Source organism: Pseudomonas sp. A (assembly GCF_056270345.1).
Window position 1 is genome coordinate 270,001 of the sequence record NZ_CM149873.1, and the last position, 12,676, is coordinate 282,676.

Annotated in this window: 13 protein-coding genes and 1 rRNA gene (1 of these 14 cut by a window edge); 9 read left to right on the forward strand and 5 right to left on the reverse strand. The window is 63.1% G+C overall.

Features of this window, described 5'->3' with window-relative positions:
- Together AC0MAZ_RS01265 and tyrS are read right to left on the reverse strand one after the other, a co-directional pair.
- A 16S ribosomal RNA gene (locus AC0MAZ_RS01265) occupies nucleotides 1-650 on the reverse strand (it extends 887 nt beyond the left edge of the window).
- A gap of 1,004 nt (nucleotides 651-1,654) precedes the next feature.
- A complete protein-coding gene (gene tyrS, locus AC0MAZ_RS01270; RefSeq protein WP_050703547.1) occupies nucleotides 1,655-2,854 on the reverse strand; it encodes a tyrosine--tRNA ligase in 1,200 nt (399 codons plus the stop codon).
- Nucleotides 2,855-3,066: 212 nt separating this feature from the next.
- On the opposite strand from tyrS, the gene AC0MAZ_RS01275 reads away from it, so the two are divergent.
- Nucleotides 3,067-4,482 (forward strand): peptidoglycan DD-metalloendopeptidase family protein, encoded by a 1,416-nt coding sequence (locus tag AC0MAZ_RS01275; RefSeq protein ID WP_232855095.1) that lies wholly within the window; start codon nucleotides 3,067-3,069, stop codon nucleotides 4,480-4,482.
- A 1-nt stretch (nucleotide 4,483) separates the two neighbouring features.
- The gene (locus AC0MAZ_RS01280; protein ID WP_203649980.1) at nucleotides 4,484-5,575 is read left to right on the forward strand and encodes an anhydro-N-acetylmuramic acid kinase; all 1,092 of its coding nucleotides are present in this window, start codon (nucleotides 4,484-4,486) and stop codon (nucleotides 5,573-5,575) included.
- A 57-nt stretch (nucleotides 5,576-5,632) separates the two neighbouring features.
- Here AC0MAZ_RS01280 and erpA read toward each other — a convergent pair whose 3' ends face one another.
- Together erpA and argC are read right to left on the reverse strand one after the other, a co-directional pair.
- Nucleotides 5,633-5,983: an iron-sulfur cluster insertion protein ErpA gene (erpA, locus tag AC0MAZ_RS01285; RefSeq protein ID WP_050703544.1), complete on the reverse strand. Its 351-nt coding sequence runs from the start codon at nucleotides 5,981-5,983 to the stop codon at nucleotides 5,633-5,635.
- A gap of 145 nt (nucleotides 5,984-6,128) precedes the next feature.
- Entirely contained in the window at nucleotides 6,129-7,163 is a 1,035-nt protein-coding gene (gene argC, locus AC0MAZ_RS01290; RefSeq protein WP_186731668.1) for an N-acetyl-gamma-glutamyl-phosphate reductase, read from the reverse strand.
- Between the two features lie 140 nt (nucleotides 7,164-7,303).
- Here argC and hemJ point away from each other — a divergent pair, with 140 nt between their 5' ends.
- The 7 genes from hemJ (at nucleotide 7,304) to AC0MAZ_RS01325 (ending at nucleotide 12,143) form a co-directional block, all read left to right on the forward strand.
- Entirely contained in the window at nucleotides 7,304-7,729 is a 426-nt protein-coding gene (gene hemJ / locus AC0MAZ_RS01295; protein ID WP_050703542.1) for a protoporphyrinogen oxidase HemJ, read from the forward strand.
- A gap of 30 nt (nucleotides 7,730-7,759) precedes the next feature.
- The gene (locus AC0MAZ_RS01300; RefSeq protein WP_475859880.1) at nucleotides 7,760-8,716 is read left to right on the forward strand and encodes an NAD(P)H-dependent flavin oxidoreductase; all 957 of its coding nucleotides are present in this window, start codon (nucleotides 7,760-7,762) and stop codon (nucleotides 8,714-8,716) included.
- A gap of 51 nt (nucleotides 8,717-8,767) precedes the next feature.
- Nucleotides 8,768-9,550 carry an SDR family NAD(P)-dependent oxidoreductase gene (locus tag AC0MAZ_RS01305; RefSeq protein WP_110734638.1) on the forward strand — a complete coding sequence of 261 codons (783 nt, stop codon included), beginning with the start codon at nucleotides 8,768-8,770 and terminating at the stop codon, nucleotides 9,548-9,550.
- Nucleotides 9,551-9,614: 64 nt separating this feature from the next.
- Nucleotides 9,615-9,953, forward strand: a complete 339-nt coding sequence (locus AC0MAZ_RS01310; RefSeq protein WP_110734636.1) for a histidine triad nucleotide-binding protein — start codon at nucleotides 9,615-9,617, stop codon at nucleotides 9,951-9,953.
- Between the two features lie 66 nt (nucleotides 9,954-10,019).
- Nucleotides 10,020-10,667 carry a 2-polyprenyl-3-methyl-6-methoxy-1,4-benzoquinone monooxygenase gene (gene coq7, locus AC0MAZ_RS01315; RefSeq protein WP_198742874.1) on the forward strand — a complete coding sequence of 216 codons (648 nt, stop codon included), beginning with the start codon at nucleotides 10,020-10,022 and terminating at the stop codon, nucleotides 10,665-10,667.
- Between the two features lie 10 nt (nucleotides 10,668-10,677).
- On the forward strand, nucleotides 10,678-11,715 hold the full coding sequence (locus AC0MAZ_RS01320; protein WP_475859883.1) for a DUF2157 domain-containing protein: 1,038 nt from the start codon (nucleotides 10,678-10,680) through the stop codon (nucleotides 11,713-11,715).
- 8 nt (nucleotides 11,716-11,723) lie between these two features.
- Entirely contained in the window at nucleotides 11,724-12,143 is a 420-nt protein-coding gene (locus AC0MAZ_RS01325) for a hypothetical protein (RefSeq protein WP_475859884.1), read from the forward strand.
- A 20-nt stretch (nucleotides 12,144-12,163) separates the two neighbouring features.
- Here AC0MAZ_RS01325 and AC0MAZ_RS01330 read toward each other — a convergent pair whose 3' ends face one another.
- Nucleotides 12,164-12,586, reverse strand: coding sequence for an OsmC family protein (locus AC0MAZ_RS01330; protein WP_110734630.1), 423 nt, complete (start codon nucleotides 12,584-12,586; stop codon nucleotides 12,164-12,166).
- Nucleotides 12,587-12,676: the final 90 nt, after the last annotated feature.

The following is a 12,676-nucleotide window of genomic DNA, read 5'->3' on the forward strand; positions in this document are numbered from 1 at the left end:
CTCTAGCTTGCCAGTTTTGGATGCAGTTCCCAGGTTGAGCCCGGGGCTTTCACATCCAACTTAACAAACCACCTACGCGCGCTTTACGCCCAGTAATTCCGATTAACGCTTGCACCCTCTGTATTACCGCGGCTGCTGGCACAGAGTTAGCCGGTGCTTATTCTGTCGGTAACGTCAAAATTGCACGGTATTAACGTACAACCCTTCCTCCCAACTTAAAGTGCTTTACAATCCGAAGACCTTCTTCACACACGCGGCATGGCTGGATCAGGCTTTCGCCCATTGTCCAATATTCCCCACTGCTGCCTCCCGTAGGAGTCTGGACCGTGTCTCAGTTCCAGTGTGACTGATCATCCTCTCAGACCAGTTACGGATCGTCGCCTAGGTGAGCCATTACCTCACCTACTAGCTAATCCGACCTAGGCTCATCTGATAGCGCAAGGCCCGAAGGTCCCCTGCTTTCTCCCGTAGGACGTATGCGGTATTAGCGTTCCTTTCGAAACGTTGTCCCCCACTACCAGGCAGATTCCTAGGCATTACTCACCCGTCCGCCGCTGAATCAAGGAGCAAGCTCCTCTCATCCGCTCGACTTGCATGTGTTAGGCCTGCCGCCAGCGTTCAATCTGAGCCATGATCAAACTCTTCAGTTCAATACTGCTTGGGTTTTTAAGAAACCCTAAACTTGGCTCAGCAATCTCAAATGACTATGTGATTTCTCGCATGGCCACTTGTGATGCTGATAATCTTGGCGACTATCAGTCCATACTCACAAGCACCCACACGAATTGCTTGATTCAATTTGTTAAAGAGCGTTTGGTTAAGAGCTTTTCGTCTCAACCGAGGCGCGCATTCTACGCTTTCCTCATTTCGTGTCAAGCGTTTATTTTGAAGTTTTTCGTTTCACTTCAAACACTTGACTCGCTGCGATCTCTCGTAGCGGGAGGCGAATCATACAGCGTTACAACTTGCTGTCAACTGCCTTTTTCACCGCTGCCGATCAAGTGATCGAAGCACCTCCGATACTACCTGAAACATTCAACCTTTTGATTAACAAGAGATTTTTCGTTTCGACTACGTCGGAAGTGGGGCGCATTATAAGGGGATCTGAGAGGGCGTCAACCTTTTATTTCAGGAATATGAAAAGGACCGCGTCAGGGCCTCTAGGTGTTCACCGAGAGCCTTGCAGCGCCTATCAGACCGAGCGCCGCCCGCGCGGCGCATCGCGGCACAAGGCCGCTCCTACATTTGTTGCAACGTGCCGAACCTGTCAGGCCATGGTTGCCAGCCTTGTTGGCACGACGCGGTTTCGGCGTGGGCACCACTGCCGCTCCGCACGACTTGAGGCATGCACCAAGGCAGGCGCCGCCTCACTCCCAGGAACAATTGGCCCGAAACAGATGTAGGAGCGGCCTTGTGCCGCGATGCGCCGCGCGGGCGGCGCTCGATCTCATAGGCGCCAGAGAATCTTCGGCGAACACCTCTGAAACACAACACAATCCCAAGGCGAACACCTCGAAACCCAACCCCTCGCCCAAACAACACAACCCCAAGACAGGCACCCTCCAGCCCCGACACCTATATAAGCAACCCCCAAAAACAAAAGCGGGGAGACCTACCGGCCTCCCCGCTTCTATATAGCTACACCACCAGGCGCTCACTCCGCCTTGAGGCTGACCCGGGCAAACGCCTTCTTGCCCGCCTGGCACACATGGGTCGCACCAATCACGAACATGAAGTCACGGTCGACCACCGCACCATCCACCTTGACCGCACCAGCGCCGAGCAGATCCCGCGCCTGCGCCGAGTTCTTCACCAGGCCAGCCCGGTTCAACACAGCAGCGATCGGCAGATCTTCAGCAGCGGCCACTTCGATCTCCGGCAGATCCTCCGGCAACTCGCCTTCCTTCATGCGGTTGCCCGCGGCACGGTGCGCATTGGCCGCAGCCTCTTCACCATGGAAGCGAGCCACGATCTCCTCGGCCAGCTTGATCTTGATGTCGCGCGGGTTGGCGCCGTTCTCGACATCCGCCCGGAACTGATCGATCTCTTCCATCGAACGGAAGCTCAGCAGCTCGAAGTAACGCCACATCAAGGTGTCGGGAATCGACACAAGCTTGCTGTACATCACCCCAGGCGCTTCCTGGATACCGACATAATTGCCCAACGACTTGGACATCTTCTTCACGCCATCCAGCCCTTCGAGCAGCGGCATGGTGACGATGTTCTGCGCCTCCTGACCGTAGGCGCGCTGCAACTCGCGCCCCATCAGCAGGTTGAACTTCTGGTCGGTGCCGCCCAGCTCGACATCGGCCTTCAAGGCGACGGAGTCGTAACCCTGCACCAGCGGATAGAGGAACTCATGGATCGCGATCGGCTGGTTGGTGGTGTAGCGCTTGTCGAAGTCGTCGCGCTCGAGCATGCGCGCCACGGTGTACTGCGAGGCCAGGCGAATGAAGTCGGCAGGCGTGAGCTTGTCCATCCAGGTGGAGTTGAACGCCACCTCGGTCTTCGCCGGGTCGAGGATCTTGAACACTTGCTGCTTGTAGGTCTCGGCGTTATCCAGCACCTGCTCGCGGGTCAGCGGTGGGCGGGTGGCGCTCTTGCCGCTCGGGTCGCCGATCATGCCGGTGAAGTCGCCGATCAGGAAGATGACCTGATGCCCCAGCTCCTGGAACTGGCGCAGCTTGTTGATCAGCACCGTGTGCCCCAGATGCAGGTCGGGCGCGGTTGGGTCGAAGCCCGCCTTGATGCGCAGCGGCTGGCCGCGCTTGAGCTTCTCCACCAGTTCCGATTCGACCAGTACCTCTTCCGCACCGCGCTTGATAAGCGCCAGCTGCTCTTCAACCGACTTCATAGACAGACCCGCAACGCTAGGATTCAAGGGGAGCCAACCATACAAGATCGGCCATCAAATACAAGTTTCGCAAAGGATTGTGACCCAAACGGCGCACCGCAACGTCTACGCGCCCTTGCGTGAGAATGGATTTGGTTATATTTTATACAGTTATTTCATCTTCATCATGTCATTCATCTTTTCCATTTCACCTTTTCAAAGTCACCTTATCTATGACCAACGAAACGCCTAAAGCGCCCCCGCTTTATCCGAAAAGCCATCTGTTGGCCGCAAGCGGCATTGCCGCCCTCCTCAGCCTGGCCTTGCTGGTCTTCCCTTCCAGCGAAGTGGAAGCCAAGAAAACCACCCTCAGCCTGGAGCTCGAAAGCCCGGCAGAACAGCTCAAGGACGAGTCCCGCAGCGCCCCCCTGGTAGAGGCAGGACAGGGCAGCGACTCGCCATTCGCCCAGATCGACGGCGCCGAGCCCGAGACCGCCAAGGCGGAGCCGACACCGGCCCCCGCCGCCAAGCCGGAAGAGAAGGCCCCAGGCCACCGTGAAGTAGTGGTCAGCCGCGGCGATACGCTTTCCACCCTGTTCAACAAGGTCGGCCTGCCGGCCAACGCCGTCCATGACGTCCTGGCGAGCAACAAGCAGGCCAAGCAGTTCAGCCAGCTCAAGCACGGCCAGGTGCTGCAGTTCGAACTGGACAAGGACGGCCAGCTGACCAGCCTGCACAGCAAGGTCAGCAACCTCGAGACCATCCGCCTGAACAGGACCGACAAGGGCTTCGCCTTCGAACGCGAGGTCAGCAAGCCGGTGGTCCGTACCGCCTACGCCCATGGCGTGATCAAGAGCTCGCTGTCCGCCTCCGCCCAGCGCGCCGGCCTGTCCCACAGCATGACCATGGACATGGCGCGGATCCTCGGCTACGACATCGACTTCGCCCAGGACATCCGCCCTGGCGACGAATTCGACGTGGTCTACGAGCAGAAGATGATGGACGGCAAGGTGGTCGGCACCGGCAACATCCTCTCCGCCCGCTTCACCAACCGCGGCAAGACCTACACCGCCGTGCGCTACACCAACAAGCAGGGCAACACCAACTACTACACCGCCGACGGCAACAGCCTGCGCAAGGCGTTCATCCGCACCCCGGTGGACTTCGCCCGCATCAGCTCGCGCTTCTCCGCCGGGCGCAAGCACCCGATCCTCAACAAGATCCGTGCGCACAAGGGCGTCGACTACGCCGCGCCACGCGGCACACCGATCAAGGCCGCCGGCGACGGTCGCATCGAACTGGCCGGCCGCCGCGGCGGCTACGGCAACACCGTGATCATCGCCCATGGCAATTCGTACAAGACCCTCTACGGCCACATGCAGGGCTTCGCCAAGGGCATCAAGACCGGCTCCAGCGTCAAGCAGGGTCAGATCATCGGCTACATTGGCACCACCGGCTTGTCGACCGGCCCGCACCTGCACTACGAGTTCCAGGTCAACGGTGTCCACGTCGACCCGCTGAGCCAGAAGGTGCCGATGGCCGACCCGATCGCCAAGGCCGAGCGCCAGCGCTTCAACCAGCAGAGCCAGCCCCTGATCGCCCGCATGGATCAGGAAAAGGCCACCCTGCTCGCCGCCAACAAGCGCTGACATGGCGCTCTACCTGGGGGTGATGTCCGGCACCAGCCTTGATGGCCTGGACATCGCCCTGATCGAGCAAGACGAGCAGCTGCGGCTGCTCGCCACCCATTACATCCCCATGCCCGTCGACCTGCGCCAGGACCTGCTCGGCCTCTGCGCCAGCGGCCCCGACGAGATCGCCCGCGCGGCCCTGGCGGAAAACCGCTGGGCCACCCTGGCAGCACAGGGCATCAATCATCTGCTGGCCGCCCAGGGCCTGGCGCCCGACGCCATCCGCGCCATCGGCAGCCACGGCCAGACGGTTCGCCATGAGCCGGCCCGTGGCTTTACCGTGCAGATCGGCAACCCGGCCCTGCTGGCCGAGCTCACCGGTATTTGCGTAGTAGGCGATTTTCGCCGCCGCGACGTGGCAGCTGGCGGCCAGGGTGCGCCCTTGGTACCGGCATTCCACGAATCGTTGTTCGGTCACCTCGGCCAGCGCCTGGCAATCCTCAACGTCGGGGGCTTCAGCAACCTGAGCCTGATCGAGCGCGACCAACCGGTACACGGCTTCGACTGCGGCCCGGGTAACGTGCTGCTGGACGCATGGATCGAACGCAAGCGGGGCCAGGCCTTCGATGCCAATGGCGCCTGGGCGGCCAGCGGCAGCGTCCGCCAGGACCTGCTGAACGCTTTGCTGAGCGACCCGTTCTTCGCCGGCAACGGCCCGAAGAGCACCGGCCGCGAGGTCTTCAACCTGCCCTGGCTGGATGCACACCTGGCGCGCCTGCCGGCCTACCGTGACGAAGATGTCCAGGCCACCCTGCTGGAACTGACGGCGAGCAGCATCATCGACTCGCTGCGCCAGGCCCAGGACGGCACCGAGGCCTTGCTGGTCTGTGGTGGAGGTGCGCGCAACGGCGCATTGATGGCGCGCCTGGCGGCCCTGCTGCCGAGCGCCAAGGTCGCCAGCACCGCGGCACATGGCGTGGACCCCGACTGGGTCGAGGCCATGGCCTTCGCCTGGCTGGCCCATTGCTGCCTGGAGGGCATCCCGGCCAACCGCCCCAGCGTGACCGCCGCCCGCGGCCTGCGCATCCTCGGCGCGATCTACCCCGCCTGACCCCCCAGAATGCAAAACGCCGCGCAATTGCGCGGCGTTTTCACAGCGGGGCGCGGATCAGATCGAGAACGACGAACCGCAACCGCAGGTAGTGGTGGCGTTCGGGTTCTTGATCACGAAGCGCGAACCTTCCAGGCCTTCCTGGTAGTCGACTTCGGCGCCCGCCAGGTACTGGTAGCTCATCGGGTCGACGACCAGCGCAACACCTTCGCGCTCGACGATGGTGTCGTCGTCGGCCACGTCTTCATCAAAGGTGAAACCATACTGGAAGCCCGAGCAGCCGCCGCCGGTCACGAACACACGCAGCTTCAGCCGCTCGTTACCCTCTTCGCTGACCAGGGTTTTCACCTTGTGCGCAGCCCCGGGAGTGAACTCCAAAGCCGTGGGGGTGAAGGTTTCGACGCTCATGTTGATTCTCCCGGCGCAGTGCCGCCATAAAACTCGATGGCGGGTATTATCCGCTTGTCCGAGAAAATCGGTCAAGAATTGTGCGGCTTTAGTCGCCCCCATGAAAAAGGCCCGCACGAGGCGGGCCTTGGCAACGACGGCCGGCTTACGGCAGCAGCCCGGCGTGGGACAGGCCCATGCGCTCGTCGAGACCGAACAGGATGTTGAGGTTCTGCACCGCCTGGCCCGACGCGCCCTTGACCAGGTTGTCGATCACCGACAGCACCACCACCAGGTCACCGCCCTGAGGCCGGTGCACGGCGATGCGGCAGACGTTGGCACCGCGCACGCTGCGGGTTTCCGGGTGGCTGCCGGCCGGCATGACGTCGACGAACGGTTCGTTGGCGTAGCGTTTCTCGAACAACGCCTGCAGGTCGACCGAGGTATCGGCGACCGTCGCGTACAGGGTGGCATGGATGCCACGGATCATCGGGGTCAGGTGCGGCACGAAAGTCAGGCCGATGTCCTTGCCCGCCGCCTGGCGCAGGCCCTGGCTGATCTCCGGCAGGTGACGGTGGCCCTTGACCGCGTAGGCCTTCATGCTTTCACCGGCCTCGCAGAACAGCGAACCTACCGCAGCGCCGCGGCCGGCACCGCTGACGCCCGACTTGCAGTCGGCGATCAGTCGCGACGGGTCGGCCAGGCCGGCTTCCAGCAGTGGCAGCAAGCCCAGCTGGGTGGCGGTCGGGTAGCAACCCGGCACGGCAATCAGGCGCGCCTGGCGGATCTTCTCGCGGTTCACCTCGGGCAAGCCGTAGACGGCGTCCTTGAGCAGCTCAGGCGCACCATGGGGCTGGCCGTACCACTTGCCCCATTCGGCGGCGTCCTGCAGGCGGAAGTCGGCGGACAGGTCGATGACCTTGGTGCCGGCCGCCAGCAGTTCGCCCGCCAGGGCGTGGGCGACGCCGTGGGGCGTGGCGAAGAACACCACGTCGCAGGCCGCCAGGGTCTTGCTGTCCGGCACGCTGAACGCCAGGCCATCGTAATGGCCGCGCAGGTTCGGGTACATGTCGGCAACCGCCACGCCCGCTTCGGAGCGCGAAGTGATGACCGCCACTTCGGCCTGAGGGTGCTGCGCCAACAGACGCAGCAGTTCGACACCGGTGTAACCCGTGCCGCCGACGATACCGACCTTGATCATGACGCTTGCCCCTTATCAACGAGACCACTGGAAAGCGCACGATAATAGGGGCCAAGGGCGCCTGTAACAACTCTTGGGATGACCCTTCGGGCCCTTGGCCTCTACTATCTGACGACCGTGAAAACCTGAAGGAACTCCCCATGCTCTATCTATGGATCAAGGCGCTGCATATCGTCAGCGTGGTCTGCTGGTTCGCCGGCCTGTTCTACCTGCCACGCCTGTTCGTCTATCACGCCCAGAGCCAGGACAGCATCAGCCTCGAGCGCTTCACCACCATGGAGCGCAAGCTGTACCGGGGCATCATGAACCCGGCGATGATCGCCACCTATGTATTCGGCGGCTGGATGCTGTACCTGAACCCCGGTTGGCTGAGCCAGGGCTGGCTGCACGCCAAGCTCACCCTGGTGGCCCTGCTCACCGTCTACCATCACATGTGCGGCGCCCAGCGCAAACGCTTCGCCGCCGGCACCAACACCCGCAGCCATGTGTACTACCGCTGGTTCAACGAGGCACCGGTGCTGATGCTGCTGGGCGTCGTAATTCTCGTGGTGGTCAAACCGTTCTGACGATATCCACCCGCCTACAGGAGTTTCGCCATGTCCCTGCCCGCCTCGCTCGAACAACGCCTGCGCCTGCCCCTGGTGGCGGCGCCGATGTTCCTGATCTCCAATCCCCGGCTGGTGCTCGCCTGCTGCGCCAATGGCGTGGTGGGCAGCTTCCCGGCCCTGAACCAGCGTGACAGCGCAGGGTTCAAGGCCTGGCTGGAGGAGATCGAGGCCGGACTGGCCGAGCTGCAGGCGCCCGCGCCCTATGCGGTCAACCTGATCGTGCACCCGACCAATCCGCGCCTGCAGGCCGACCTGGCACTGTGCGTCGAACATCGCGTGCCCATCGTCATCACCAGCCTCGGCGCGGTGAAGGAGGTGGTCGACGCGGTGCACAGCTATGGTGGCCTGGTGTTCCATGACGTGACCACCCGTCGCCACGCCGAGAAGGCCGCCGAGGCCGGCGTCGACGGGCTGATCGCCGTGGCCGCCGGCGCCGGCGGGCATGCCGGGACCTGGAGCCCGTTCGCCCTGGTCGCGGAGATCCGCCAGTTCTTCGACAAGACCCTGCTGCTGGCCGGTTGCCTGAACCATGGCCATGAACTGCTGGCTGCGCAATTGCTGGGGGCCGACCTCGGCTACATGGGCACCCGCTTCATCGCCACCCGCGAGAGCCAGGCCCAGGACGCCTACAAGCAGATGATCCTGGGTGCCGGGGCCGCCGATATCGTGCATACCCCGGCGGTGTCCGGCATCCCCGCCAGTTTCCTGCGCCAGAGCCTGGAGCAGGCCGGCTACGACCTGGCGGCACTGAAGAGTGGCCATGAAGCCGGCAAGCTCAAACCCCTGGATGAAGAGGCCAAGGCCTGGAAGACCGTCTGGTCGGCCGGCCAGGGGGTCGGTGAGATCCATGACCTGCCCACGGCCGGCGAACTGATCGGGCGCTTGCACAACGAATACCGGACAGCCCTGGAGCGTAGCCAGCAGCTGCACGGCAACGCCTTGTAGCAATTCGGCCACGCTGTAAACTAGGCGCCCCTTTCGCCCCAGGAGCCTTGCATGACCCGTTACGCCATGATCACCGGAGCTTCCAGCGGCCTGGGCCTGGCCCTGGCGGAAGCCCTGGCACGGCGCGGGCGCAACCTGATCCTGGTGGCGCGCCAGCGCGAGACGCTGGAGCCGGTGGCCATCGAGCTCACCCAACGCTTTGGCGTGGAAGTGCTGTTCCGTGCCTGCGACCTCAGCCAGCCTCTACGCCTGTCTGGCTTCGTCCTCGAGCTGGAGGAAGGCGAGCGGCGCATCGACCTGCTGGTGAATTGCGCGGGGCAGCGTACCTATGGGCCGTTCCTGGCCCATGAGTGGGCCGATGAACAGGACCTGCTCGAGGTCAATATCCTCGCCCTGAGCCGCCTGTGCCACGCCATTGGCAACCTGATGGCGATCCAGGGCGGTGGGCAGATCCTCAACGTCGCGGGGCTGGCCGGCGTCGCACCAGGCCCGTGGATGGCTGCCTACGCGGCGAGCAAGGCCTATGTGCTGAGTTTCTCCGAGGCCCTGCGCGAGGAACTGCGACGGACCGGGATCAAGGTCTCGGTGCTGTGCCCGGGGCCGGTGCGCTCGGCCAGGCGCCGCATCCCCCGGCTCGACGGCAACAGCCGCTGCCTGAGCCCCGAGGAAATCGCCCTGTACACCGTCCGTGCCCTGGACCGCAACCGCGCGCTGATCCTGCCCGGCCGGCGCAACCGCTGGCTGGCCTTCGCCCCGCGCCTGCTGCCGCGCTGGCTGACACGCAAGCTGGCCGGGATGATCCATCGCCGCTATTGCCCGATCGGCATGGAATAGCCACTGGGCGAGCGGCGGCGGGCTCAGTACACTCAGCCCCGACACTCACCATGGAGCACGTGCTGTGGACGATTTATTCCTCAGAATCATCAACCGGGAGATCCCGGCGAAGATCATCTACGAAGACGACCAGGTCCTGGCCTTCCACGATATCGCCCCCCAGGCCCCGGTCCATTTCCTGGTCATCCCGAAGAAACACATCCGCACCCTCAACGACCTGACCGAAGAGGACAAAGGCCTGGCCGGCCACATCCTGTTCACCGCCCAGCGCCTGGCCCGGGAACTCGGCTGCGAAGAGGGCTTCCGCGTGGTGATGAACTGCAACGAGCAGGGCGGCCAGACCGTCTACCACATCCACATGCACGTGCTTGGCCAGCGCCAGATGCACTGGCCGCCGGGCTGATCCAAGGCAAGCCTGCCCAGGGGTATTGAGGTAGACTGTCGGGCATCACTTCAGCGGAGGTGCCCGATGGCTACCGAACGTCACTACTCGCCGCTCGACCGCTTGTTGCTGCAGGCCGATACCGCCATGCGCACCTTGCTGCCCTTCAGCGGCCAACCCGCCCGCCCATCCCCGGCAATCATCCAGCCGGACGCCGAACTCGACGAGCAGCAGACCCGCCATATCGCCGGCCTGATGCGCATCAACCACACCGGCGAAGTCTGCGCCCAGGCGCTGTACCAGGGCCAGGCCCTGACCGCCAAGCTGCCCCAGGTGCGCAAGGCCATGGAGCATGCGGCGGAAGAAGAAATCGACCACCTGGCCTGGTGCGAGCAGCGCATTCGCCAGCTCAACAGCCACCCCAGCGTGCTCAACCCGGTGTTCTACGGCCTGTCGTTCGGCATCGGCGCCCTCGCCGGTCTGGTCAGCGACAAGGTCAGCCTGGGCTTCGTCGCCGCCACCGAGCATCAGGTGTGCAAGCACCTGGACGAACACCTGGAGCAGATCCCCGAGCACGACGGCAAGTCCCGCGCCATCCTCGAACAGATGCGTGTCGACGAGGAACACCACGCCGAGTCCGCGCTGGAAGCCGGCGGGTACCGTTTTCCGGCCCCCGTGCGCTTTGGCATGAGCCTGCTGGCCAAGGTCATGACCAAGAGCACCTACCGGATCTGAGGCACTCGCCATGGAACGCTTCGACGCCAGGGACCTGGCACGCGCCGTGAGCGCCGGGGTACTGCAGCCCGGCCAGGACCGTGCACTGGTGGACTTCCTGCGCCAGCAACCGCAGGCCTCCGGCAGCTTCCAGCTGGCTCACGTTGCGTTCTACTTCGGAGCCCTGCTGATCATGGGCGCCATGGGCTGGCTGCTCACGGAAGCCTGGATGCGCATCGGCGACTCAGCGCTACTGACGATCGCCCTGCTCTATATTGCCGCGATCACCTTGTTTGCCCTGTCACTGCAACGCCGTGGCCAACCTGTTGCTGCGGGAGTACTGGCAGCGGTGGCAGTCAGTATCGTTCCACTGGCGGTGTTCGCCGTTGAGCGGTTGGTCGGCTGGTGGCCACTGGAGGATGCCCAGGGCGATTACCACCAGTTCTACACCTATGTGCAGGGTGGTTGGCTGGCTATGGAAGCGGCAACCGTGCTGGCCGGCCTGCTGATGCTGCGCCTGGTGCCCTTCCCCTTCATCGTCATGCCGATTGCCGTGGCTTTGTGGTTCATGTCGATGGACCTCACCGAATGGTTGCATGGCGATGTCTTCGACTGGGAGCAACGCCGCACCGTGTCGCTGTGGTTTGGCCTTGGCATGCTGCTGGTATTTCTCGTGGTGGACGGGCGCACAGCGCGGGACTATGCCTTCTGGGGCTACCTGGCCGGGCTGGCGGCATTCTGGGGCGGGCTGACGCTATTGGACAGCGGGAGTGAATGGGGCAAGTTCCTGTACTGCCTGATCAACCTGGGGTTGATGAGCCTGGCCGTGCTGTTGCGCAGACCGGTGTTCATGGTGTTCGGCGCAATGGGTGTGGCGGCTTACCTGGGTTACCTTTCCTACGAGGTCTTCGCCGACTCCCTGCTGTTCCCGGTAGTGCTGACCCTGATCGGCCTCGCGGTCATCGGCCTGGGCGTGCTCTATCAGAAGCGACGTGAAACATTGAGTGCGCACCTGCGGGCAAAAATACCTGCCAGCCTTTTGCAACTGCTGCCGGCATTGCGGCGTTGAGCGTTCGCATGCTCACCGCCCGCCTGCTGCAAGGCCTTGGGCTGATACTGGTTGCCTATCTCTTTGTTTGCCTGATGACCGCCGGTCTCAGGCAAACCGGATTCAGCCTGGAACTGCCAGATCTCGTCGAGCCCGACAGCAACAGTGCGTTGGAACTGCTGCTCTTCGCCGTACCCGGGCTATTGCTGTTTCTGCTGTTCGGCTGTTTTATCCGCAATCGTCGAACGCTCATCCACACTTATGTGCTGCTGGCGATCATGGTCGCGCAATTGCAATGCCTGAACTTTGCCGAAAGCTACGGCAGTACCTGGAGCGGCCTGGAGCTTGTCATGCTGCTGGGCATGAACACGCATTGGTTGTTGCTTGCCCTCATCCCAGGGCTCGCACTGCTGCTGGGTATCGAGCGGTTGCGCAGACAGAGCGCCTGAAGAGCAGGCGCTCCTGCACATCAACCAAGTTCGACAATTTCGTAACCGTGCGTGATCTCGACGCCAGCGCGATCCAGCATGATCGACGCCGAGCAGTACTTCTCCGCCGACAGCTCGACCGCACGCTTGACCTGCGCCTCCTTCAAGCCACGGCCCTTGACCACGAAGTTGAGGTGGATCTTGGTGAACACCTTGGGGTCCTCATTGGCGCGTTCGGCTTCCAGGAAGGCCTCGCAGCTTTCCACGGCCTGGCGCGACTTCTTGAGAATGCTGACCACGTCGAAGCTGCTGCAGCCACCGAGGCCAAGCAGGAGCATCTCCATCGGGCGCACGCCCAGGTTGCGGCCCCCGGCTTCAGGCGGACCGTCCATGACCACGACATGGCCGCTCCCCGACTCGCCGAGGAACATCGCTTCACCGGCCCACTGGATGCGTGCCTTCATCTATCCGGACTCCCGATCTCGTAAAAGGGTGTCAGCTTAGACCTTGCGAGGCTGTCGGAAAAGCTCAAGCCGCGTCGCTTTTGTGCCGAT

Bases quoted from the DNA above. Each gene is read 5' to 3' on its own strand.
- tyrS (WP_050703547.1), bottom strand. From the start codon at position 2,854: ATGAAGTCGGTTGAAGAGCAGCTGGCGCTTATCAAGCGCGGTGCGGAA.
- AC0MAZ_RS01275 (WP_232855095.1), top strand. From the start codon at position 3,067: ATGACCAACGAAACGCCTAAAGCGCCCCCGCTTTATCCGAAAAGCCAT.
- AC0MAZ_RS01280 (WP_203649980.1), top strand. From the start codon at position 4,484: ATGGCGCTCTACCTGGGGGTGATGTCCGGCACCAGCCTTGATGGCCTG.
- erpA (WP_050703544.1), bottom strand. From the start codon at position 5,983: ATGAGCGTCGAAACCTTCACCCCCACGGCTTTGGAGTTCACTCCCGGG.
- argC (WP_186731668.1), bottom strand. From the start codon at position 7,163: ATGATCAAGGTCGGTATCGTCGGCGGCACGGGTTACACCGGTGTCGAA.
- hemJ (WP_050703542.1), top strand. From the start codon at position 7,304: ATGCTCTATCTATGGATCAAGGCGCTGCATATCGTCAGCGTGGTCTGC.
- AC0MAZ_RS01300 (WP_475859880.1), top strand. From the start codon at position 7,760: ATGTCCCTGCCCGCCTCGCTCGAACAACGCCTGCGCCTGCCCCTGGTG.
- AC0MAZ_RS01305 (WP_110734638.1), top strand. From the start codon at position 8,768: ATGACCCGTTACGCCATGATCACCGGAGCTTCCAGCGGCCTGGGCCTG.
- coq7 (WP_198742874.1), top strand. From the start codon at position 10,020: ATGGCTACCGAACGTCACTACTCGCCGCTCGACCGCTTGTTGCTGCAG.
- AC0MAZ_RS01320 (WP_475859883.1), top strand. From the start codon at position 10,678: ATGGAACGCTTCGACGCCAGGGACCTGGCACGCGCCGTGAGCGCCGGG.
- AC0MAZ_RS01325 (WP_475859884.1), top strand. From the start codon at position 11,724: ATGCTCACCGCCCGCCTGCTGCAAGGCCTTGGGCTGATACTGGTTGCC.
- AC0MAZ_RS01330 (WP_110734630.1), bottom strand. From the start codon at position 12,586: ATGAAGGCACGCATCCAGTGGGCCGGTGAAGCGATGTTCCTCGGCGAG.